Origin of the sequence: Streptomyces sp. MK7 (genome assembly GCF_032658145.1) — a bacterium.
GTDB classification, from domain to species: domain Bacteria; phylum Actinomycetota; class Actinomycetes; order Streptomycetales; family Streptomycetaceae; genus Streptomyces; species Streptomyces spiralis.
In genome coordinates, this window is the sequence record NZ_JAVACL010000032.1 from 42948 (window position 1) to 66520 (window position 23573).

Annotated in this window: 16 protein-coding genes and 1 pseudogene; 12 read left to right on the forward strand and 5 right to left on the reverse strand. The window is 73.5% G+C overall.

What is annotated here, in order from left to right:
* Positions 1-33: 33 nt before the first annotated feature.
* The gene (locus R2S09_RS28440) at positions 34-1281 is read right to left on the reverse strand and encodes a serine/threonine-protein kinase (RefSeq protein WP_306189378.1); all 1248 of its coding nucleotides are present in this window, start codon (positions 1279-1281) and stop codon (positions 34-36) included.
* Positions 1282-1421: 140 nt separating this feature from the next.
* Positions 1422-3116 (reverse strand): serine/threonine-protein kinase, encoded by a 1695-nt coding sequence (locus R2S09_RS28445; protein ID WP_316744125.1) that lies wholly within the window; start codon positions 3114-3116, stop codon positions 1422-1424.
* A 426-nt stretch (positions 3117-3542) separates the two neighbouring features.
* Between R2S09_RS28445 and R2S09_RS28450 the strand changes: the two genes are divergently transcribed.
* The 4 genes from R2S09_RS28450 to R2S09_RS28465 all read left to right on the forward strand — a co-directional run bounded on the left by R2S09_RS28450 (position 3543) and on the right by R2S09_RS28465 (position 10976).
* Entirely contained in the window at positions 3543-7097 is a 3555-nt protein-coding gene (locus R2S09_RS28450) for an FHA domain-containing protein (protein WP_316744167.1), read from the forward strand.
* 163 nt (positions 7098-7260) lie between these two features.
* Positions 7261-8679: an ABC transporter substrate-binding protein gene (locus R2S09_RS28455; protein WP_316744126.1), complete on the forward strand. Its 1419-nt coding sequence runs from the start codon at positions 7261-7263 to the stop codon at positions 8677-8679.
* Positions 8680-8721: 42 nt separating this feature from the next.
* Positions 8722-10074 carry a carbohydrate ABC transporter permease gene (locus R2S09_RS28460; protein ID WP_306189374.1) on the forward strand — a complete coding sequence of 451 codons (1353 nt, stop codon included), beginning with the start codon at positions 8722-8724 and terminating at the stop codon, positions 10072-10074.
* Complete coding sequence (locus R2S09_RS28465) at positions 10071-10976, forward strand: carbohydrate ABC transporter permease (protein ID WP_306189373.1); 906 nt, start codon at positions 10071-10073, stop codon at positions 10974-10976. Before R2S09_RS28460 ends, R2S09_RS28465 begins: the two co-directional genes overlap by 4 nt.
* A 57-nt stretch (positions 10977-11033) precedes the next feature.
* Here R2S09_RS28465 and R2S09_RS28470 read toward each other — a convergent pair whose 3' ends face one another.
* A complete protein-coding gene (locus R2S09_RS28470; RefSeq protein WP_316744128.1) occupies positions 11034-12254 on the reverse strand; it encodes an RNA-guided endonuclease TnpB family protein in 1221 nt (406 codons plus the stop codon).
* Positions 12255-12592: 338 nt separating this feature from the next.
* On the opposite strand from R2S09_RS28470, the pseudogene R2S09_RS28475 reads away from it, so the two are divergent.
* Positions 12593-13537: pseudogene (locus tag R2S09_RS28475) on the forward strand (glycosyltransferase family 2 protein); the annotation flags it as partial.
* Positions 13538-14000: 463 nt separating this feature from the next.
* Positions 14001-15560, forward strand: a complete 1560-nt coding sequence (locus R2S09_RS28480) for a hypothetical protein (protein WP_316744130.1) — start codon at positions 14001-14003, stop codon at positions 15558-15560.
* A gap of 40 nt (positions 15561-15600) precedes the next feature.
* Here R2S09_RS28480 and R2S09_RS28485 read toward each other — a convergent pair whose 3' ends face one another.
* On the reverse strand, positions 15601-16014 hold the full coding sequence (locus R2S09_RS28485; protein ID WP_306189370.1) for an organic hydroperoxide resistance protein: 414 nt from the start codon (positions 16012-16014) through the stop codon (positions 15601-15603).
* A gap of 142 nt (positions 16015-16156) precedes the next feature.
* On the opposite strand from R2S09_RS28485, the gene R2S09_RS28490 reads away from it, so the two are divergent.
* The 4 genes from R2S09_RS28490 (at position 16157) to galE (ending at position 20851) form a co-directional block, all read left to right on the forward strand.
* Complete coding sequence (locus R2S09_RS28490) at positions 16157-16672, forward strand: MarR family transcriptional regulator (RefSeq protein WP_316744132.1); 516 nt, start codon at positions 16157-16159, stop codon at positions 16670-16672.
* 143 nt (positions 16673-16815) lie between these two features.
* Entirely contained in the window at positions 16816-18102 is a 1287-nt protein-coding gene (locus tag R2S09_RS28495; protein ID WP_316744134.1) for a glycosyltransferase family 87 protein, read from the forward strand.
* A 45-nt stretch (positions 18103-18147) separates the two neighbouring features.
* A complete protein-coding gene (locus R2S09_RS28500; RefSeq protein ID WP_316744169.1) occupies positions 18148-19773 on the forward strand; it encodes a glycosyltransferase family 2 protein in 1626 nt (541 codons plus the stop codon).
* A 97-nt stretch (positions 19774-19870) separates the two neighbouring features.
* A complete protein-coding gene (gene galE, locus R2S09_RS28505; protein ID WP_316744135.1) occupies positions 19871-20851 on the forward strand; it encodes a UDP-glucose 4-epimerase GalE in 981 nt (326 codons plus the stop codon).
* Positions 20852-21043: 192 nt separating this feature from the next.
* Here galE and R2S09_RS28510 read toward each other — a convergent pair whose 3' ends face one another.
* Positions 21044-21682 (reverse strand): TetR/AcrR family transcriptional regulator, encoded by a 639-nt coding sequence (locus R2S09_RS28510; protein ID WP_316744138.1) that lies wholly within the window; start codon positions 21680-21682, stop codon positions 21044-21046.
* Positions 21683-21852: 170 nt separating this feature from the next.
* Here R2S09_RS28510 and R2S09_RS28515 point away from each other — a divergent pair, with 170 nt between their 5' ends.
* Together R2S09_RS28515 and R2S09_RS28520 are read left to right on the forward strand one after the other, a co-directional pair.
* A complete protein-coding gene (locus R2S09_RS28515; protein ID WP_306189365.1) occupies positions 21853-22767 on the forward strand; it encodes an ABC transporter permease in 915 nt (304 codons plus the stop codon).
* Positions 22760-23551 carry an ABC transporter ATP-binding protein gene (locus R2S09_RS28520; protein WP_306189364.1) on the forward strand — a complete coding sequence of 264 codons (792 nt, stop codon included), beginning with the start codon at positions 22760-22762 and terminating at the stop codon, positions 23549-23551. Before R2S09_RS28515 ends, R2S09_RS28520 begins: the two co-directional genes overlap by 8 nt.
* Positions 23552-23573 lie beyond the last annotated feature (22 nt).

The window sequence follows — 23573 nt, forward strand, 5'->3', positions numbered from 1 at the left end:
CGCCAAGCGTGGATGGCCGGGCGGTGACCGCCGTCACGGCGTGGAGGGCGCCGAGTGCCGCGTGTCCTGAGGCCCGCTCGCCGGGACGTCGCCGGACGTGGCCCACCAGGCACCGGCGCCGACGGCCGCGACGAGCACCAGACCCGCCACGCTCAGTGTGATCCGCCGCCGGCGGGCCGCGGAGCGGTTGCGGGCGGAGCCGGGGCGGGGCGCGCCGGGTGTGCGAGGGGCGCGGGCCGTGCCGTGCGCGCCGCCGGCCAGCTCGTCCGGGGCGGGGACCCGCATCGAGGTGTGCGTGTCCCGGTTGGAGTCCGGCCTGGCGCCGGGCACCAGGGGGACCGCTCCCCGGCGTGGCGCGCCGTCCCCGCCGGGCGCCGGGGTTCGCTCGGGCACCTCCTCCCGCGGCTCCTGGGCCGGGTCGGCGTCGTCCGGTTCGTCCACGTCCAGGGGCGGGATGCCGGTGAGCATCGGAAGCAGCTCCCTCAGCCGCGCCGCCAGCTCGGAGGCCCGCAGCCGGGACGCCGGTGCCTTGGCCAGGCACTGCACGATCAGCTGCCACAGCTCGTCGGGGATGCCGGGCAGCGGGACCACCGTCTCCGTGACATGCCGGCGCAGCACCGCGCCGGGGTGCCCGCCGCCGAACGGGGTGAACCCGGCCAGCAGCTCGTACAGCACGGTGGCCAGGGCGTAGATGTCCACCGCCGCCCGCGGGGGCAGGCCCTCCACGATCTCCGGGGCCAGATAGTCCGGGGTGCCGATGATCTTCGTGGCGCGGCTCCGCTTCGGCGAGTCGATGAGTTTGGCCACACCGAAGTCCGTCAGCAGCGCCGGGTGGGACCCGCCGGGGCCGAGCGGGCCCTGCATGTCCAGCAGTACGTTCTCCGGCTTGACGTCCCGGTGCACGACCCCGGCCGCGTGTGCCGCGGCCAGCCCGTCCGCCACGTCGGCCACGATGGCCACCGCCGCCTCGGGCGCCAGCCGCCGCTCCCGCTCCAGGCGGGTGCGCAGGTCCGTGCCGCGGACCAGGTCCATGACCAGGGCGAGGTCGTTGCCGTCGACGACCAGGTCCCGTACGGAGACGACGTTCGGGTGCTCCAGGCCCAGCAGCGCGGTCCGCTCCTGCACGAAGCGGCCCACGAGCTCCTGGTCGGACGCCAGATCCTCGCGCAGCAGCTTGATCGCGACGGGCCCGTCCGGCCCCTCGCCGAGCCACACCGTGCCGGCGCTGCCCCGCCCCAGGATCTGGTTCGCGGTGTACCGGCTGCCGATCTTCCGTGCCAAGACTGCTCCTACAGACGCGTGTTGCCGCCAAAACTACGCGTCCGTGGAGCCAACCTTCACCGCGGAGACGGAAATCACCCGCCAGGTGTCGACAAATCTCCAGACTCATGCGCCAGAGCGTCGATCCGGAGGCTCGCCGGTCAGCTGCCGCTGCCGCCCAGGTCCTTGATCCAGCCGGCCGCCTCGCCGACCCAGGAGCTCAGCTGGTCCCAGTAGCCCTTGCCGGTGCCGATCCACTCCTGCAACGGGCTCAGCTCCCAGACCAGCCAGCTCGCGACGAACAGGATGAGGATCGTGAACAGGCACCCCTTGAGGCAGCCGAGCCCGGGGATCTTCATGGGGTTCGCGCTGCGCTGCCGCGGGGCGCGCGGCTCGCGCGCCGGGCGCTGGGGCTCCGGGGCGGGCGGCGGCGCGTACCGCTGGGGCTGCTGGGCCTGCCGGCGCTGCGGCGCCGGGGCGTACTGCTGGGGCTGCGGCTGGGCGTAGCGGGGCTGCTGCTGCGGATGGCCGTAGCCGGGCTGGGGCTGCGGCTGGGGGCGCGGCTGCTGCTGCGGCCGGGCGACCTGCCGCTGGGGGCGGCGGCGCAGCGGGTCCTCGCCCGGGTCGAGGTACTGGATCTGCGTCTGCTCGTTGCGGTCGCGGGCCGCGCGCAGCTGGGACTGCCAGGGGTGCGGCTGCCCGGGCTGCTGCCCCTGCTGCCCCTGCTGTCCTTGTTGCGCCTGCTGCCCCTGCGGCATCGGCGGCATCACGCGGGTGGGGTCGGCGGCGCCGGCCGGGCCGCCGGTGTGCGGCAGGACGCTGGTGGCGCCGTTCGGGTCGTACGCCGGCACGCCCGGCATGCCCTGCGCACCGTGCGGCAGCACCTGGGTCGGGTCGGCCGCGCCGGGCACACCGGGGGTGTCCGCGGCGGGCACGGTCGCGGGCGCCGGGTCGGGGGCCAGCAGGGCACCGACGCCCTCGGCGGCGGCGATCTGCGCGACGTTCGCGTGCACGCCCACGCCCTCGGCGACGACCCGCAGGCCGTGGGCGAGGTTCACGGCGCTGGGCCGCTCGTCGGGGTTCTTGCGCAGGCAGCGTTCTATGACCGTCCACAGCGGGTCGGGGACCGTGGACGGGCGGCGCGGCTCGGCGCTCAGGTGCTGGTGCAGGACCTCCAGCGCGGAGCCGCCGGCGAACGGCGGGCGGCCCGTCACCAGCTCGTACAGCAGGATGCCGGCGCCGTAGACGTCCACGGCGGAGGTCTGCGGGCGGCCCTCGGCGGATTCGGGCGCCACGTAGGCGGGGGTGCCGACGAACTCATGGGTGCGGGTCAGCCCGGGCGAGTCCGCCAGTCGGGCGATGCCGAAGTCGGTGAGCATCGGGTGCATCTCGCCGCCGTCCTGCTTGAGCAGGACGTTCGCCGGCTTCAGGTCGCGGTGGACCACCCCGTCGGCGTGGCTGGCGGCGAGCGCGTCGGCGATCTGGGCGGTGAGCAGCGCGGCGGCGACCGGGGTGAAGGGGCCGTTCTCGCGCAGGTAGCGGTGCAGGTCGGGACCGTCGACGAGGTCCATGACCAGCGCCAGCAGATCGCCCTCGACCACCAGGTCGCGGACCCGGACGATGTTCGGGTGGGTGAGCCGGAGCAGCACGGAGCGCTCCCGCAGGAAGCGCATGACGACGTCGGCGTCGTTGGCGAGCTCTTCCTTGAGGACCTTGATCGCCACGGTCTCGCCGGGCTGACCGGGCACGGCCGCCTCGGCGCCCGCGGCCTCACGCTGGCGGGCTCGCCAGACGGTCCCGGTGGCACCGCGTCCGAGCGGCTCCTCCAGGAGGTACTTGCTGCCTACCGGCCGCACGTCATGCGCTCCCTGCTGCTTGCTTGCCTGGTCCCCCGCGCCCTCTGGGACGACAGGGCCCAGGGCCCGTCGCGGGTGTTCCGACCCACTCTAGTGCCGCTCCTCGCCTTCCTCCCGGCTGTTCCCGAGCGACGTACGCGGCGACATACGCAGGGGGTGCCGTACATGTTCGACGGTAAGACGCTCGACTCGGGTCGGTTGGTTGCCCGCGCACGGACGTGACCGATCTCAAGCGGGCCCGAAGCGGTCATTCACAGGGCACCGGCCAGGCACTTTTGGGGGCAGAGCCGACCAATCAAGATCACTTGCCGTGGGACGGCGGGCGTGTTGCCGGTGGCAGGTGCGAGGATGCCTCCAGTGACTGGCCGACGTGCTCGTGCGGGGTGGGGGGAGTCCGCGCCCGCGCAGAAGGGACCGCTGACGCCGATGCAGATCCGGCTGACCGTCGTAGACCCGCTGGGCCCGCCCGCGGCGGCCGGGGGCCGCGCCGCGAGCCGCGACGTGCTGGTCACGGCGCCCGCCGGGACCGCCCTGGCCGCGGTGGCGTCGGCACTGGCCGCCGCGGTCGCCGGGGACGGCGGGGCGGCGTCCGAGCGGTCCGGCCCGGAGCGCGGTGCGGCCGGGCGCGACCGTGGCGGGCCGGAGCGGTCCGGCCGGGAGCCCGGTACCGGGCCCGTGGTGCTCTACGCCGGAGTGGAGCGGCTCGACACCCAGCGCTGCACGCTCGGCGAGCCGCCGCTGCTCGACGGCGCGCTGCTCTCCCTGGGCGCCCCCGCCGAGCCGGAGCCGCACCCCGAGCTCGACGAGGCCCCGACCCAGCTGCACGTGGTCGCGGGGCCGGACGCGGGCGGCGTCCATCTGCTGCACGGCGGGCAGATCGTCGTCGGCCGCTCCGCCGACGCCGACGTCCCGCTCGACGACCCCGACGTCTCCCGGCTGCACTGCGCGGTGTCGGTCTCCGCCGACGGCCGCGTCTCGGTCGCCGACCTGGCCTCCACCAACGGCACGGTGCTGGACGGCAGGCCCGTGGGCTCCCGCCCGGTCCGCTTCACCCCGGGCGCCCTGCTGCGCATCGGCGAATCGGCCCTGCGCCTGACCCCGGCCGCCGGCCCGTCCGCGCGCGTGGCGACGACACCGGACGGCGAAGGGCATGTGCGGGTTCCCGGCGCCGAGGGCGGCGCGCCGGCTGAGGCGGGCGAGGGTGGTACTGCGGGGCACGCGCGCGTGCCCGACGCCGGAACCGGTACGGGCACGCCCACGGCAACGGCAACGGGCTTCGGTACGGGCACGGCCTACGGCACAGGCGCGGGTGCGGACACCGCCTACGGCACCGGTACGGCCTCGGGTGTGGGCGTCGGCGCGGACCCGGAGGCCCAGGAGGCACGCGAGCACGAGCCGGTCGAGCCCCTCGTCCCCGCGCAGGGTCGCACCCCGCGGATCGAGAGCCACGGCGGCGGGCCGACCCACGCGGAAGGGTTCGCCGCGGACCTCTACGGCGCCTTCGAGCGGGGCGGCCGCAAAGGGACCCCCGTGCGGGGCACCGACGTACCGCAGGGCGTCCGCAGGCGCGGCGGGATCGGCGCGTGGGCGCGGCGCCTGGCCGGTGGACGCGGCGAGACGGCGGCGGCCCGCGGCGGGGCGTACGACGAGGGCACGGCGGCCCACGCGTCCGCGCGGCACACGCCCGCGGCGTACGCACCGCGTCTGCCGGAGACCTGGCCGGACCCGGCGGCGCTGCTGCTGACGGCCCTGGGGCCGGGCCCACGGCTGTGGGAGCGCGGACCGGGGCACCCGGAGGCGCTCACGGTCCGGCTCGGCACCGCCGACCGCCCCGACCCCGACGACTCGGGCCGGCTGCTGTCCGCGGTGCCGGTGACGGCCGGCCTGCGCGAGGTGGGGGCGCTGGGGCTGGCCGGACCGCGCGAGCGCCTGTCCGGGCTGGCCCGCGCGGTACTGGCCCAGCTGGCCGCGCTGCACTCCCCCGACACCCTCGAGATCGTCCTGATCAGCACGGACCGCGCCCGCCCGCTCCAGGAGCGCACCGCGGAGTGGTCCTGGCTCGGCTGGCTCCCCCATGTGCGGCCGGGCCACGGCCAGGACTGCCGACTGCTCCTGGCCTACGACCGCGACCAGGCCACGGCCCGCACGGACGAGCTCCTGCGCCGCCTGGAGGACCACCTCACCGAGAGCCGGGAACCCACCGGATCCACAGCGGGGCCCACATATGCCCCGGGAACCGCAGGAGCCCCGGGAACCACGGGAGCCCCGCCCCCTTCGGACCCGGCTTCGGGCCCGGTCCCGGCCGCACCCGCGCGCGGTGCCGGCCGGCGGCCCTCCTGGGCCCGGGACGACGACGGGCCGGACGGGCGCGGCTTTCCGGGGCCGTACACCGTGGTCGTCGTGGACGGCGACCCGGGCGGTGCCGCGGTGCGGGAGGCGGTGGCGCGGCTGGCGCACGAGGGTTCCCGGGCGGGGATCCACGTCGTGTGCCTCGCCGAGACGGCGCCCGCCTCGCCCGCGTCGCCGGTGACGGAGACGTACGAGGCGGCCCGTGCGGTCTCGCCGGTGTTCGGCGAGTGCGGGGCCGTGGCGCTGCTCAGCGGCGACGTGGCGACGGCGCTGCGGCTGATGCGTGTCGCGCGCTCCGGCGGGCAGGGGCCCGTGGGTCCAGGCACCGTCGCCGGGGTCGACGCGGTGTCCCTGCCGTGGGCCGAGCGGTTCGCGCGGGCGCTGGCGCCGCTGAGGACGGCGGCGGACGGCGCCGCTGGCGACCGGCCGGCGCGGCTGTCGGTGCCGTTGCCGCTGTCGGCGCGGCTGCTGGACGAGCTGGGGCTGGCCCGGGCCACCCCGGCGTCGCTCCAGGCGCGCTGGGCGGACGCGGCCGACGACGCCAAGTCCCTCGGCGGGCGGGCCTGGGTGATACTCGGCGCAGGTCCGCGCGGCCCGGTCTGCGCGGACCTCGTCACCGACGGGCCGCATCTGCTGGTCGAGGGACCGGCGGGCAGCGGCCGTACGGAGCTGCTGCGGTCCGCCGTGGCCTCGCTGGCCGCCGCCGAGCGCCCGGACCGCCTCGGCATCGTCCTGCTGGACGGCCGGGACGACGCCGGCGCGAGCCACGGGCACGGCGAGGGTCTGCGGGTCTGTACGGACGTGCCGCATGTCACCACCCACCTGACCGCCAGCGATCCCGTGCGCATGCGGGAGTTCGCCCAGTCGCTGAGCGCGGAGCTGAAGCGGCGGGCCGAGCTGCTGGGGCTGGCCGACTTCACCGAGTGGCACACCAGGCGCGAGGTGTCCGGCCGGATCGTCGCCCAGCGCACGGGGCCGGGCCGCACCGCGGCGGCCGACCCGGCGGCGACCGGCACGGGGACGACCGGCACGGGGGCCGCCGATCTGGACACCCCGCCCAGCTCCACCCTGCGACTGCGGCCCGCGGCGGCACGGGCGCGCGGCGAGACGGCGCCGCCGCCGCTGCCCCGGCTGGTCGTGGTCGTCGACGACCTGGACGCCCTGGTCTCCCCCGCGCTGGGGTCGCCCGGGCGGCCCGCGGCCGGGTCCGTGATCCGCGCGCTGGAGGCGGTGGCGCGGGAGGGCGAGCGGCTCGGCGTGCACCTGGTGGCGGCGACCGCGCCCGGCGGCCGTACGGCACAGACGGAGCCGGCCCGCCGGGCCGCGCTGCGGGTCACGCTGGACGCCCCGGCCTCGGGCCCGGACGAACCGGCGCCGGGGCGCGGCCGGTTGACGGGTGCGGACGGCCGGGTGACCCCGTTCCAGGGCGGCCGGGTCACGGGCCGTATCCCCCGGACGGCGACCCAGCGGCCCACGGTCGTCCCCCTGGAGTGGCAGCGCATGGGCGATCCGCCCACCCGCCGCTCGGTCCGGGAGCTGGGCAACGGGCCGACGGACCTGGCCCTGCTGGCCAGCGCGCTGGAGCGGGCCGCGCGGGAGGTGTCGGCCGCCGAGGTCCCGTCCCTGCTCTGACCCACGCCCCTGCCGTACCGCCTGACTTACCGTCACGACGAGGTCACGATCTTCCGCTTGACACTGTGGGCGCTCTTGCCGACTCCCGGGCCCCGGCGTAGACCAGAGCGCACGGGACAGGACAGCGCTGGGACGTTCGACGAGGACGAAGAACGGGGCAGTGATGCGCAGCACGAGCAGCACCATCCGGACACACGGAGCCGCCGGTACCACCAGGGCGACCAGGGTCGCGGCGGCTCTCGCCGCGGGAGCACTGGCTCTCTCCCTCGCCGCGTGCGGCGGCTCGGACAACGACAAGAAGAGCGGCGACGACCACAGCGGCGGCGCCACCGGCGGCACGGGCGGCGGCACCGCCGTCACCCTCCCGAAGCTGGACGGCCAGACCCTGGAGGTCGCCGCCGTCTGGACCGGCGGGGAGCAGAAGAACTTCAAGAAGGTGCTCGCGGAGTTCACCAAGCGCACGGGCGCCAAGGTCACCTTCGTCCCCGCCCAGGACCCGATCATCAACTTCCTCGGTTCGAAGATCGCGGGCGGGCAGCCGCCGGACGTGGCGCTGCTGCCGCAGCCGGGCGCCATCAAGCAGGCCGTGGACAAGGGCTGGGCCAAGCCGCTCGGCCCGGAGGCGCAGGCGCAGATCGCCAAGAACTACTCGCAGGGCTGGCAGGACATCGGCAAGGTCGGCGGGAAGCAGTACGGCGCCTACTACAAGGCCGCCAACAAGTCGTTGATCTGGTACAACGCCAAGGTCTTCGAGAACGCGGGCGCGAGCGAGCCCAAGACCTGGAAGGACCTGCTGACCACCGCGCAGACGGTCTACGACTCCGGTGTCACCCCCTTCTCCGTGGGCGGCGCCGACGGCTGGACCCTCACCGACTGGTTCGAGAACGTCTACCTCTCCCAGGCGGGCCCGGAGAAGTACGACCAGCTGGCCCAGCACAAGATCAAGTGGACGGATCCGTCGGTCAAGCAGGCCCTGACCACCCTCGCGCAGATCTGGTCCAAGAAGGACTACATCGCGGGCGGCGCGAAGGGCGCGCTCCAGACGGAGTTCCCGGTCTCCGTCACCCAGACCTTCACCGACGGCGACCAGCCGAAGGCCGGCATGGTCTTCGAGGGCGACTTCGCACAGGTCAACATCGGTGAGACCAAGGCGAAGGTGGGCACGGACGCCAAGGTGTTCCCGTTCCCGGCGGTGGGTTCCAGCGCGCCCGTCGTCTCCGGCGGTGACGCGGCGGTGATCCTGAAGGACTCCAAGGCGGCGCAGGCGCTGGTGACGTTCCTGGCCTCGTCCGACGCGGCCACGATCCAGGCGAAGCTCGGCGGTTACCTGTCCCCGAACAAGAACGTGCCGAACTCCGCGTACCCGAACGAGGTGCAGCGCAAGATCGCCCAGGCGCTGATCGCGTCCGGCGACGACTTCCGCTTCGACATGTCGGACCAGGCCCCGCAGGCGTTCGGCGGCACTCCCGGCAAGGGCGAGTGGAAGGACCTCCAGGACTTCCTGATGAACCCCTCGGACGTCGCGGGCACCCAGGCGAAGCTGGAGAAGGACGCGGCGGCGGCGTACGGCAGCGGGAGCTGATGGGCCGATGACCGCTCGCACCCACCGAGGACGGGGCCGGCGATGACGTCGGCAGCCGGGGAGGGCGTCGCCAAGACGTCGGCGACGCCCTCCGCCCCCCGTGGTCGCAAGAGCGTGACCGGCACCCGGAGGACCGTGGCGGCCCTCTTCCTGCTGCCCGCCCTGGTGCTGCTCGGCGCGCTCGTGGTCTACCCGATCGGGTACTCGATCGTCCGCAGCTTCTACGACTCCTCCGGCGACCACTTCGCCGGAATCGACAACTACCGGGCCCTGTTCACCGACGACGGCATCCGCACCGCGCTGAAGAACAACATCATCTGGGTGGTGTTCGCCCCGGCGGTCGCCACCGCGCTCGGCCTGATCTTCGCGGTGCTGACCGAACGGGTGCGCTGGGGAACGGCGTTCAAGCTGGTCGTCTTCATGCCGATGGCGATCTCGATGCTGGCGGCCGGGATCATCTTCCGGCTGGTGTACGACCAGGACCCGGACAAGGGTGTCGCCAACGCGGTGTGGGTGGGGGTCCACGACACCTTCGCGCAGTCGTCGGCGTTCCCGAAGGCGCACCCGGGCCGCAACTCGCCGCTGAAACCCGACCACGGCGGCTTCCTCACCACCAGCCCGGTGCACACGGGCCAGTCGGTCGCCCTGCCGCTGGTGGGCGTCGCCCCCGAGCAGATGCCCGACAGCGCGAAGAAGGCCGTACAGGCCGCCGTCGAGCCGGGGAAGATCACCGGCACCACGTGGCAGGACTTCACCCGCGGCAAGGGGGTCGGGAAGCTCGGCGCGGTCGACCCGTCCGAACTGGGCTACTCGGGCATGCGGATCGAGGCCGTCAAGGACGGCAAGGTGGTGGCGACGGCGAAGGCCGCCGCAGACGGCACCTTCACGCTGCCCGCGAAGGCCGACGGCGCCCTGCTGAGGCTTCCGGCGGGCAACTTCAAGGAGCCGTACAACGGGGTGGACTGGCTGGGCCCGTCCCTGGTCACACCGGCCATCATCGGGGCGTACGTGTGGATGTGGGCCGGGTTCGCGATGGTGCTGATCGCGGCCGGGCTCGCGGGCGTGCCGCGTGAACTGCTGGAGGCCGCCCGGGTGGACGGCGCGAACGAGTGGCAGGTGTTCCGCCGGGTCACCGTGCCGCTGCTGGCGCCGGTGCTCGCGGTCGTCGCCGTCACCCTGATGATCAATGTGCTGAAGATCTTCGACCTGGTCTTCATCATCGCCCCCGGTTCCTCCCAGGACGACGCCAACGTGCTGGCTCTGGAGCTGTACCGCAAGGGCTTCTCGGAGGGCCGGCCGGGCGTCGCCAGCGCGATCGCGGTGTTCCTGCTGGTGCTGGTGATCCCGGTGATGCTGTTCAACATGCGGCGCTTGCGGCGGGAGGTGCGGCGATGACGACCGATGCCGTCACGAAGGCGGTCCCCGCTGCCCAGCCCGTCAGAGCCAAGCGGTCGGTCGGCTCCCGGCTCGCCGAAGCCGTCAGCGGTGGTGCGGTCCGCGTGGTGCTGATCGTGGTGGGCCTGTTCTGGCTGGTCCCGACGATCGGTCTGCTGCTGTCGTCGCTGCGCTCCCCGGAGGACATGAGCGCCAGCGGCTGGTGGACCGTCTTCACCGAGCCCTCGCAGCTGACGTTCGACAGCTACCAGAAGCTGCTGGAGAACAGCGACATCACCAACTCCCTCCTCAACACCGTCCTGATCACCGTTCCGGCGACGGTCCTGGTGGTCGTGGTCGGCTCGCTGGCGGGGTACGCGTTCGCGTGGATGGAGTTCCCGGGCCGCGACTGGTGGTTCCTGGCCGTGGTCGGTCTGCTCGTCGTGCCCGTGCAGGTGGCGCTGATCCCGATCGCCGAACTCTTCGGCAAGATCGGCCTGTTCGGCACGATCTTCGGAGTGGTGCTGTTCCACACCGGGTACGGCCTGCCGTTCGCGGTGTTCCTGCTGCGGAACTTCTTCGCGGAGATCCCCCGCGAGCTGCTGGAGGCGGCCCGGCTCGACGGCGCCGGTGAACTGCGCCTGTTCGCCCGGGTCGTGATGCCGCTCGGGGGGCCGGCGATCGCCAGTCTCGGCATCTTCCAGTTCCTGTGGGTGTGGAACGACATGCTGGTCGCGCTGGTGTTCACCAAGTCCGGTACGCAGCCGATCACGGTCGCCCTGCAGACACAGGTACGCCAGTTCGGCAACAACATCGACGTCCTGGCGCCCGGCGCGTTCATCTCGATGGTGATCCCGCTGGCCGTGTTCTTCGCGTTCCAGCGGCAGTTCGTGTCCGGTGTGATGGCGGGCGCGGTCAAATGACTTGCTCCCCGGGCTGAAGCCCGAGGATTCTGGTCTTCCACTCCGGAGCCTGTGCCGCTACGCGGCACGGGCTCCGGTTCGGATTCCGTGGCTTCCTGCTTCACCGCGCTGTGCCGGAACAGGTCCCGGTCTTACCTGCGCTCCACAGGCTGTCACCGCCAGTCCGGCGGCCTTGATGTTCTTCGCGGCATTGTGGTCCCGGTCGTGGACCGTGCCGCAGGCCGGGCAGGTCCACTCCCGCACCTGCAGCGGTTTGGGACCGCCTGGATGGCCGCAGGCCGAGCACACCTGGCTGGTGGGCTCGAACCTCCCGACCTTGACGAGGGTGCGCCCGTACCGGGCGGCCTTATAGACGAGCATGCCCACGAACTGGGACCAGCCCGCATCGTGCACGCTCTTGGCCAGCCGGGTGCGCGCCAGCCCGCCTACCGCCAGATCCTCCACTGCGACCGTTTGGTTTTCACGGATCAGCTGTGTGGAGAGCTGGTGATGGAACTCGCGGCGCGCGTCGGCCACCCGCGCGTGCGCGCGGGCGACCTTCAGCCGGGCCTTCTCCCGGTTCCTGGAACCCTTCTGCTTGCGGGACAGCTCCCGCTGGGCCCGTTTGAGCTTCTTCTCCGCGCGGCGCAGAAACCGCGGGGAGTCGATCTTCGTGCCGTCGGACAGCACCGCGAAGTGGGTCAGCCCCAGGTCGATGCCCACGGCCTGGTCGGTGTCGGGCATGCGGGCTGCGTCGGCGGCCGGGTCGGTGTCGATAACGAAGGAGGCGAAGTACCGGCCCGCCGCGTCCTTGACCACGGTGACACTGGACGGCACGGACGGCAGAGGGCGTGACCATCTGACCCGCACCTCGCCGATCTTCGGCAGGCTCAGCCGGCCGGCCTCGGTGATCTTCCAGCGGGCGTTCGCGGTGAACCGGACCGCCTGCCGGCGGTCCTTGCGCGACTTGAACCGCGGCGCCCCCGACGTCGGGCCTCTGCGCTCGCCCTTGAGGGAGGCGAAGAAATTCCGGTAGGCGCTCTCCGCGTCCCGCAGCGCCTGCTGCAGCACCACCGCCGACACCTCGCCCAGCCAGTGCCGCTCGCGGGTCTTCTTCGCCTCGGTGACCAGCGTCCTGGACAGCACGGCCGCAGTGGGGAACGCCTCCCCCGCCGACCGGGCCCGCTCCCGCACCGCGATCGCGTCGTTGTACACCACCCGCGCACACCCGAACGCCCGGGCCAGCGCGATGCGCTGACCGGGCGTCGGGTAGAGACGGAAGGCATAACGAAGCTGCATGATCCGGACGCTAGCAGCAGTCACCGACACTCCGGGGCGGATCAGCCGAATCCGGCCCCGCCGTAAGGATCCGACGACGTTCCGCGTCGCAACCACCGGATTCGCTTGACCACCGGCGTGAACGCCGGTGCACTGCGAATGAATCCCCGTAGCGGCGAGAGCAGACGCATCAGGGGCGGGCCGATGGAACGGCCCGCCCCTTCGCGTTCACCACCGTCCCCCGGTTGCCGTAGCGGAACGTGACCGATTCACTCCATCGGCCGTTCCCGGGCACAGCCCGGTAGTGACGGAAGCGGCACGACGGGCCGACCGCCCGCGCCGACCCTTGGATGTCCTCCGTGCCCCGGTTCAGTGTGATCGTCCCCGTGTACCAGGTCCAGGCGCATCTGCACGAGTGCCTGGAATCGGTGCTGTCCCAGTCGTTCATGGACCTGGAGCTGATCGCCGTCGACGACTGCTCGCCGGACGCGTGCGGTGCGATCGTCGACGAGTTCGCGGCGCGCGACCCGCGCGTCAGGGCCGTACACCTGGCGGAGCACCAGGGACCGGCCCGGGCCCGCGACGCGGGACTGGACCAGGCCGCGGGCGACTACCTGGTCCTTCTGGTCGGTGGCGACACGCTCACCCCGGACGCGCTCTGGTCGATCGAGACGCGGCTGAAGGAGACCGCCGAACCGGACGTCCTGGTCTACGGCTTCGCGCACACGGACTGGACCGGCAGGGCGCTCCACGGCGACGTCACCGCGCCCCTGAGGACCTGCCGTCGGGACTTCGTGGAGCGTGAGCGTGAGGGCCTCACCTTCCCGGCCGGCTGCCACGAGGACGCCCCGTGGACGTACCCGGTGCTGCCGGCCGCGACGTCGATCGCCACCCTGGACCGGGTGTGCGTGCACCACCGGCAGCGCCGGCAGGAAGGCGTCCCGGGCACCACCGGTCGCCGGGACCTCGACGTCCTCGAGCGGCACGACCGGGTGTTCTCCCGCCCGGGCCGGCTGCCGCACGGCTGCCGCGCGAAGTTCCTGCGCCGGGCCCGCACGTACTACCGCCGCCACCGCACCCCGGGCCTCCGGCTCCCGCTGCGTCCCCGGCCGCGGCCCGCCCTGGTCCGCCTCGGCCTGCACCACGCCTTCCGGGCGCTGCGGATGGCGATGGCCCTGCGCCGCCGTACGGCCAAGGTCGTCCTGAAGTCGCTGCGGGCGCTGCGGGCCGTCCTGCTCCAGGCGCACCACCGGATCCAGCTGTCCCTGCCGCCGCGCGCGGACCGCACGGTGTTCTCCGCACACACCACCCCACGGTGCCGCCGGCCGGCCCCGGACACCCCGCCCGCCGGCCGGCGCCGGCCCGCCCCATCCTCACCGGCGGGCATGTGCGCGGCTGCCGTTCCGCCCGGCCGCGGGCCGTGTTCGGCGAGCGCTTCTGCCCGTACGGCGCCGGGCGCGCCGCCGAGCGGGTGGTGCGGCACGTGGTGCTCGGGCGGTCACCGCGCAGCTGCCCGCCCAGTCCTGCGGCCACGACCGGCCCGCACCGTCATGAGCCTGCGCGGCGAGGGCGAGCGGGAGACAGCAGGCCGCCGTCATGGGGAACCCGCTCACCCGATGAGGTGACCCGGGACGGAGTCGCCGACCCAGCGGAAGATATTGGGAATATACGGCTAATGCCCCGTAGATCCCCGTCCGTCCCTGCTCCGGTCCTGGTAGCGGTCTCCGCCCCTGTCCAGGTGGCGACCCCCTCTCCCGCCCCGGTCCGGTGAGCGGCGGAGTCCTCGTCCGACGGCGCTCCGCGCGCGGGGCGGCCGCGCGGGGCGGCCGCTCCCGGCGCCCGAGCCCGTACCAGGTGTGCGGCGCCCTGTTCTGGCTGGTGATGACGCTGGCGTACTGGCGCCTGCCGCTGTGCTGCGACGCCGGCCAGCACGCGGCGGTGATCGAACGCCTCAGGGCGGATCTGCTGCATCCCCGCCACCCGATGGCGGACGTGCCGGGCGCGGGCAGCCCGTACTACTCGCCGTACGCCCTCGCGGAGGGCGTGTTCGCCCGGTGGACCGGGCTGTCCGGCTGGGACGTGCTGCGGCTCGCCGGGCCGCTGAACCTGCTGGTGCTGCTGACCGGGCTCGGGCGGTTCGCGCGGGCGCTGACCCCGCGGCCCTGGGCGCCGGTGCTCGCGCTGGGCGCGGTGACCCTGCTGTGGGGCACTGAGCCGGCCTCGTGGAGCGGCTATCTCGGGCTGATGTCGATGACGGGGAACCTCGGCTATCCGTCGGCGTTCGCGCTCGGCCTGACGCTGTGGGCGTGGGCTCTGACGGCGACACGGGCGCGGGATGCGGAGCGGGTGCGGTTCGTGGGGCCGAGCGGGCTGCGCGGCCTCGGCGGGTACGCGGGGCTGGGCGCGCTGTACGGGCTGGTCCTGCTGGTGCATCCGATCACGTCCGTGGCCGCCTCGGTGGGGGCCCTGGCGTGCGTGGCGGCCTGGCAGCGCGGGTGGCGGGTCCGGGTGGCGGGCCGCTGGCTCCTGGCGGCGGCCGTGTCCCTCGCACTCGCCGGGAGCTGGCCGTACTTCGACGTGTTCGCGCTGGTCGGGGACGACCGGCTGGACGGGCTGCACCGAGTGCTCTACGACGACCTCGGCGGCCGCTTCTGGCTGGCCCTGCTCGGTGTGCCGGCGCTGTGGCTGCGGGCGCGCCGGTCGCGGGGGCGGGACCCGCTGGTACTGATGTTCCTGCTGGACTGCCTCGTCGTGGCGTACGGGTGGTTCAGCGGCCACTTCACCTACGGCCGGATCCTCGGCCCGGCGCTGCTGGGGCCGCAGCTCGCGCTCGCCGTGGAGCTCTCGGCGCCCCGGCCCTGGGCGCCCTGGCGCCGTCTGCTGGGCATGCTCGCCGCCGCCGGCGCCTGCGTGGGGTTCCTGAGCGTGCAGGCGGGGGCGGTGGTGCCGCGCTCCCTGGATCCGGTCGGCTTCGGCCAGCCGCCGCGCTGGCCGTCCTACGACTGGGCGGCGCGGTGGATGCGGCGCGGCGACGTGGTGCTCGCCGACGGCTACTACGCCCGGCACGCCGTCGCCGGGTACGGCGTGAACCTGGTCGCGCCCCTCTGGCCGGACATCGCGCTCGACGAACGGGAGCGGCAGCGGCGGGCCGCCGCCGTCCGCGCCTACCTCGACCCGGCGACGACCCGCGCCGGCCGTGCCGCCGTCGTCCGCCGCTACCACGTGCGCTGGCTGCTGCTGCCGCGGTGGCGTGCGGCGCCGCGGGAGGCGGTGGTGGTGGCGTGGAGCCGGCGGACCGGGGAGGCGCTGGCGCGGGTCGGGGGGTGAGCGGGGCCCTGGGGCGGGGAGCGCCCGTGCAGCCCAGGGGCTACTCGACGACGAGTTCGACCGGGATGTTGCCGCGGGTGGCGTTGGAGTACGGGCAGACCTGGTGGGCCTGCTCGACCAGCTTGCGTCCGGTGGCCTGGTCCACGGTTTCGGGCAGCTCGACGCGCAGGGTGACGGCGAGCGCGAAGCCCTCGCCCTGCTTGCCGAGGCCGACCTCGCCGGTGACCGCGGCGTCGCTCACGTCCACCTTGGCCTGGCGGCCGACGAGGGCGAGGGCGCTGGCGAAGCAGGCGGCGTAGCCGGCGGCGAACAGCTGCTCGGGGTTGGTGCCCTGCCCGTTGCCGCCGAGCTCCACCGGCGGGGCCAGCTGCACGTCCAGCTTGCCGTCGGAGGTGTAGGCGCGGCCGTCGCGGCCGTGGGTGGCGGTGGCGACGGCGGTGTAGAGCGCGTCCATGGAAACCATCCCTCTCGAAAAGTGTGCGGACGTCTGCGGACGTCTGCGGACGTTCGTGGACCGGGTGTCCTCGCGTCCGGAGACAAGTAGAGCACGCAATTCAGTTGTGCACAACTTAATGACGCCCGGCTATCCTGAAAGCATGACGACCGAGGTTCCGCCCAGTGCCCCGCCGGACACCGCACCCGACGCCGTGCCGGAGGAGGACTGGCTGCGCCTGGAGCACCAGATCTGCTTCTCGCTGCACGCCGCCTCGCGCGCCTTCACCGGCGTCTACCGCGTGCTCCTGAAGGAGCTCGGGCTCACCTATCCCCAGTACCTGGTGATGCTGGTGCTGTGGGAGCACGGCCGGACGCCCGTGAAGACGCTCGGCGAGCATCTGCGCCTCGACTCCGGAACCCTCTCCCCGCTGCTCAAGCGGCTGGAGGCGGCCGGCCTGGTGCGCCGGGAGCGCAGCACGCGGGACGAGCGGTCGGTCGAGGTGCTGCCGACCGGCCAGGGCGTGGCGCTGCGCGAGCGCGCCAAGCTGGTGCCGCGCCGGACGATGGCGGCGACCGGCTTCACCCTCGAGGAGATCGCCGACCTGCGCTCCCGGCTCGACCGGCTCACCGGCGCGCTCGACGCGGCGGCGCTGGAGGAGGCAGCGGACTGCGGGTGACCGCGTGACCGGCGTGATGCACGGCCGGCGCGACGCGCGACCGGCGTGACGCGTGGCCGGTGTGGTGCCGTTGACCCTCTCTTCATGTGGTTGACGGCGTATCGGCGCGAACGCGACATTCACACGGTCTACGATCCGCCGTGATGAGTGCCTTCCGGAGCGTGCCGCGTGCTCTCACGCGTACGGCGGCCAGACGCCGCCTCCTCGCCCTGACGGCCACCTGGCTGCTCACCCGGGCCCTGATGCTGTGGCTGCTCGTGCACGACTCGCTGCCCCTGCTGGGCCGGGGCGCGGTGGCACACGAGGTGTGGCATCTGTACCGGCACTGGTACGCCGTCCTCTCCCACGGCGCCTTCCCGGCGCACGACACGCTGTGGCAGTACCCGCCGGGCGCCGGGGTGGTGCTGCTGTCGCCCGCGCTGCTGCCGGGCCTGACGTACTTCCAGGCGTTCGTGGCACTCACCCTGGCCGCCGACGCCCTGATCACGCTGGCGCTGGCCCGTGCGGGCACCCGCCCCGGCCGCAGCCTGCGCGGGGCCGGCTGCTGGACGCTGGGCCTGCCGCTGCTGATGCACGTCCCGCTGGCCCGCTACGACGTCCAGGTCACCGCCATCGCCGTGCTCGCCCTGCTGGCGCTGGGGCGCTCCCCGCGCGCGTGCGGCGCCTTCGCCGCGCTGGGCGCCCTGGTGAAGGTGTGGCCGGCGCTGGTGCTGCTGGGCACGCCCCCGGGCCGTACGACCCGCTCGGCGTGGACGTGGGCGGCCGCCACCGGGGCCGTCGTCGGCCTGCTGCTCGCCGGTGCGTTCCGCAACCCGCTGGCCTTCGCGCGCCAGCAGGGCGACCGGGGCGTGCAGATCGAGTCGTTCGGCGGGACGGCGCTGGCCCTCGCGACGCACGCCGGCTGGCCGGGGACGGTGCGGTACCGGTACGGGGCGCTTGAGTTCACCGGGCCGCACGTGACCGCCGTGGCGCGCCTGGCGCTGGCGCTGTCCGCGGTGGCCTTCGCGCTGCTGCTGCTGTGGCGGGTCCGGTCCCGGCACCGGACTCCGGCGACGCCGTACGACGCGGCGCTGAGCGCCGTACTGCTGTTCACCGTGACCAGCAGGGTGATCAGCCCGCAGTACATGGTCTGGCTGCTCGGGCTGGCCGCGGTGTGTCTGACGTCACGGCATACCGCGCAGCGCCCGGCGGCGGCGCTCATCGCTGCGGCGAGCCTGGTCAGCGTGATCGCCTACCCGATGTTCTATTCCCAGGTGGCGGGCTGCACCTGGACGGGGTGCGCCCTGATGCTCGTACGCAACGGTCTGCTCGCCTCGGCGGCGATAATCTCGTTCGTCCGGCTGTGGCGCTCGACAAAACCGGTGGTACCCGCAAGGCAACCCGAGCCGGACACATACCGTCTTCCGCACCGGACGCCAAGTCGCTCTTAACGGGAGATTACCGTCCGTACCTACGATTCCCTGCCCGTGGACTCCATGCACCCCCACCAGAGCCAGAGCCCCGACCAGACTCCGCATCCGACACCCCACGTCGGCGTCGTCGTCATCGGATACAACGACGCCGCCCACATCGCCCACGCGGTGCGCTCGGCGCTCGCGCAGGGCCCCGCCGTCCGCGAGGTCGTCGCCGTCGACGACTGCTCGACGGACGGCAGTCACGAGCTTCTGACCGGCCTCGCCGCCACCGAGCCGAGACTGCGGGTGATCCGGCGGGAGACCAACAGCGGCGGCTGCGGCAGCCCGCGCAACACCGGCATCGAGGCCGTGACCTCGCCGTACGTGATGTTCCTGGACAGCGACGACGAGCTGCCGGCGGGCGCGGTCCAGGCGCTGCTGACGGCCGCCGAACAGGAGCGCGCGGACGTCGCGGCCGGCCTGTGCGTGCGCCGGGAGCTTCCCTCGGGGCGCGAGGTGCCCTGGCAGGCGGCGCTGTACGAGCGGAGCGCCGTGCTGACGCGCCCCGAGCGGCTGCCCGCCCTGGTCCACGACACCCTCTGCGTCAACAAGCTGTACCGCACCGACTTCCTGCGCGGGCACGGCATCCGCTTCCCCGACGGCCGCTTTCCCTACGAGGACTTCGTGTTCACCGCGCGGCTGCTGGCCGCCGGGCCGCGGATGGCCCTCGTTCCCGACCGGGTCTACCTGTGGCACGTGCGGCGCTCCGCCGACCGGCTGTCCATCTCGCTGGACCGCGCGCACGTCGACAACTGGCGGGCGCGCATCGAGGCCAGCCGGCAGGCGTACGAGATCCTGCTGGGCGCCGGGCGCAAGGAGCTCGCGCGGGCGGCACGCACCAAGTTCCTCGACCACGAGCTGCGCATGTACGCCCGTGAGCTGCACCTGCGCGACGCGGAGTACCGGCGCGCGTGGTGGAGGAACACGCGGGAGTACCTGGCGGAGTACGACGCTGCCGACTGGACCGTCAACCCGTCGGCGCCCGGACGGCTCCTCGCACGGGTGATTCTGGCCTCGCCCGAGCCGCGCGACCTGACCCGGCTGAAGGAGCTCGCCGCCCGCCCGGCCCGGCTGTGCCCGCCGTACGCGCGGGACCAGCACTCCACGCCCGTCTGGTCGGACGATCTGCCCCAGGTCACCCTGGAGCCGTGCCAGACCCGGCCGGCGCACCTCCTCCCGCTCTGCGTGGACGCGGCACTGCGCCCCCGCGCGCGTGCCTCCGTGCTGCGGCTGCGCCTGCACGAGATGTACGGCCGGGTGGCCGCCGCGGGGCCCCGTGAGCTGGAGGTGGAGTGGCGGCACCGGGAGACGGACCGGCCCGCCCGGCGCACCACCGTCCCCCTCACACACTCCTCCGGTGACGGCTGGTCCGCCGAGACGACCGTGGACCTGGCGGCGCTCGGCGCCGGAACATGGGACCTGCGCCTGCGGCTGCGCTTCGCCGACGGCACCTCCCGGCAGATGACGGCGCACGCCGTCTCGGGCACCGGGCTGCTGCGCCGCAGCGTCGTGCCGAGCCTGAGGTTCGGCATCCTGCTGGCCCAGCCCTACGCCACGCACTCCGGCGCGCTCGCCGTGCGCGTGGCGACCGGGCCGCGCGGCGCCGCAACGGTGCTCCGCGGCAGACTGCGCCGCCTGCTGCCCTGAGCCGCCGGCCGTTCTTCACCGCACACGCCCCGGCCCGGCCGGCTCCGGCCGATCCCGACTCGCACCACTGACTCCGACTGACGAGGAGACGCCCGACATGACCTGGCTGATCACCGGCGGCGCCGGCTACATCGGAGCGCACGTCGTCCGCGCGATGACCCGAGCGGGCGAGCGGGCCGTGGTGTACGACGACCTGTCCACCGGCGACGCCGCCCGCGTCCCGGACGGGATCCCGCTCGTGGTGGGCTCCACGCTGGACGGTGACCGCCTGGCGCGGGTCCTCGCCGAGCACGACGTCACCGGTGTCGTCCACCTGGCGGCGAAGAAACAGGTGGGCGAGTCCGTGGACCAGCCGCTGCGCTACTACCGGGAGAACGTCGAAGGCCTGCGTGTGCTGCTGGAGGCGGTGACGGCGGCGGATGTCTCGGCGTTCGTCTTCTCGTCCTCGGCCGCCGTGTACGGGATGCCGGACGTGGCCCTGGTCACGGAGGAGACGCCGTGCGTGCCCATGAGCCCGTACGGCGAGACGAAGCTGGTGGGCGAGTGGCTGGTCCGCGCGACCGGCCGGGCCACGGGCCTGTCCACGGCGTCCCTGCGCTACTTCAACGTGGCGGGCGCGGCGAGCCCGGAGCTGGCGGACACCGGCGTGTTCAACCTCGTCCCGATGGTCTTCGAGAAGCTGACGGAGAACGCGGCCCCGCGCATCTTCGGCGACGGCTACCCCACGCCCGACGGCACCTGCATCCGCGACTACATCCACGTGGTGGACCTCGCGGAGGCGCATGTGGCCACGGCCCGCGCGCTCCAGTCCTCCCCCGGCCTGGACCTGACCCTGAACATCGGCCGCGGCGAGGGCGTGTCGGTGCGCGAGATGATCGACACCATCAGCGCCGTCACCGGCCACCACCGCGCCCCGACGGTCACCCCCCGCCGTCCCGGCGACCCGGCTCGCGTCGTCGCCTCCGCCGACCGCATCGCCACCGAGCTCGGCTGGAAGGCCCGCCACGACATCCACGACATGATCGCCTCGGCCTGGCAGGGCTGGCTCCGCCACCACCCGCAGGCGGCCCGCGACTGACCGGACGCGTCTCGGTCCGGCCGGCTGAGCCGGCTCAGCCGGCTCAGCCGCCTCACGTCTTCCCGGTCACCGGTCTCAGGCCTTCCCGGTCACCCGCTCATGCCCTCCCCGGGCCCGCTTCGGCGGGCCCGGTCGCGTTCCGGGAGGGTTCCGGGAGGGTTCCGGAAGGGTTCCGGAAGGCGGTCGTGCGGCTCACAGCGCCTTGAGCGCCTCCGCGGTGCCCCGGGCCAGGGCGTCCAGGTAGCCCTTGGGGAGCTTCGGGGAGCGGATGACGACCGCGCGCCAGTACAGGGGGCCCGAGATCAGGTCGAGGGCGAGGTCGCGGTCGAGCCCGGGGCGGATCTCGCCGCGCTGTCCGGCCGCGGCGAGGATGCTGCTGGCGACGCTCTCCTGGCCGTCGCGCAGGGCCTTCTGCATGGCCTCGGCGATGTCGGGGTTGCGGGCCGCCTCGGCCTGGAGGTCGGGGATGACCTGCGAGGCCACGGGGTGGCGCAGGGCGCGCGAGGTCACCTCGTAGAGCAGCCGGAGATCGGACTCCAGGGAGCCGGTGTCGGGTGCGGGCAGGCCCTGGACCGCGAGCGCGGAGACGACGTCGAGCACCAGGTGCAGCTTGGAGCGCCAGCGGCGGTACACGGCCGTCTTGCCGACCCCCGCGCGCCGCGCGATGCCCTCGATGGACATCCGCGCGTAGCCGACGGACGCCAGTTCCGCGAAGGCGGCGGCCCGGATCGCCTCCGTCACGTCCGCACGGAGTACGGCCGCCCCCGCGGGGGCACGGCGGCGCGGACGCGTCTGGGATTCGCCGGCGTTCGTCGTCATGCCGTCCAGCATAGGGCGTTACGACGAAACGGTTGCGTCCCGACGTCACTTGGCCGTACGCTCGCGTTGCGACGATACGGTCCCGTCTCGACGTAAGTGAACGTGAAGAGAACCGTAAGGAAACGAACGGCCGACGCGGAACCGGACGTCCGCAGCCCCTCCCCCCGACGAAAGCAGCGGATGTGAGCCAGGTCCTCCACACACCGCCCCCGCGCCCGGCCGAGGCCGAGGACGACCTCGCGGCGCTCGCCGCCCGCCACGGCCTGTCCGTCAGCGGCGCCCGCCCCTCCCTGCCGGCCTACGTCCGCCAGCTGTGGGCGCGGCGCCACTTCATCACCGCCTTCGCCACCGCCAAGCTGACCGCCCAGTACAGCCAGGCGAAGCTCGGCCAGGTCTGGCAGGTGGCCACCCCGCTGCTGAACGCGGCGGTCTACTACTTCATCTTCGGCGTGCTGCTCGGCACCAAGCACGGCGTGAAGGACTACATCCCGTTCCTGGTCACGGGCGTGTTCGTCTGGACGTTCACGCAGAGCTCGATCATGGCGGGCACCCGGGCCATCTCCGGCAACCTCGGCCTGGTGCGGGCCCTGCACTTCCCGCGCGCCGCGCTGCCCATCTCCTTCGCGCTGCAGCAGCTCCAGCAGCTGCTGTTCTCCATGGCCGCGCTGGTGGTGATCCTGTTCTGCTTCGGCATCCCGGTCGGCATCTCCTGGGTGCTGACCGTCCCGGTGCTGTTCCTGCAGTTCGTCTTCAACGCCGGCGTCTCGATGATCATGGCCCGGATGGGCGCCAAGACGCCGGACATCGCACAGCTGATGCCGTTCATCCTGCGCACCTGGATGTACGTCTCGGGCGTGATGTTCAGCATCGACGCCACGCTGAGCAAGAGCAACCTGCCGCATGTGGTGAAGGTGCTGCTGGAGGCCAACCCGGCCGCCGTCTACATCGACCTGATGCGCTTCGCGCTGATCGACAGCTTCCACGCCCATCAGCTCCCGCACCATGTGTGGGCCTTCGCGCTGGGCTGGGCGCTGGTCGCCGGGGTCGGCGGCTTCGTCTACTTCTGGAAGGCTGAGGAGAGGTACGGCCGTGGCTGAGCGCAGCACCGGGAAGATCCCCACCGTCATCGCCGACAAGGTCGACATCGTCTACCGGGTGCACGGCACCGGCGCCGGACGCGGCTCCGCGACCGCCGCCCTCAACCGCATCCTGCGTCCGGGCAAGGCCGAGAAGGCGGCGGGCGTGCGCCGGGTGCACGCGGTGAAGAAGGTGTCGTTCGTCGCCTACAAGGGCGAGGCCATCGGCCTGATCGGTACCAACGGCTCCGGCAAGTCCACGCTGCTCAAGGCGGTCGCGGGCCTGCTGCCGGTGGAGAACGGCAAGATCTACACCGACGGCCAGCCCTCGCTCCTCGGCGTCAACGCGGCGCTGATGAACGACCTGACCGGCGAGCGCAACGTCCACCTGGGCGGGCTGGCCATGGGCATGTCCCGGGAGCAGATCAGGGAGCGCTACCAGGAGATCGTCGACTTCTCCGGCATCAACGACAAGGGCGACTTCATCACCCTGCCGATGCGGACGTACTCCTCCGGCATGGCGGCCCGGCTGCGGTTCTCCATCGCCGCCGCCAAGGACCACGACGTCCTCCTCATCGACGAGGCCCTGGCCACCGGCGACCGCGCCTTCCAGAAGCGCTCGGAGGAACGCATCCGCGAGCTGCGCAAGCAGGCCGGCACGGTGTTCCTGGTCAGCCACAACAACAACTCCATCCGCGACACCTGCGAGCGCGTGCTGTGGCTGGAGCGCGGTGTGCTGCGCATGGACGGCCCGACCGAGGAGGTCCTGGCGGCCTACGAGGCCTTCACCGGCGGCAAGTCCTAGGAGAGCCGGTCCGGCGGCCGGG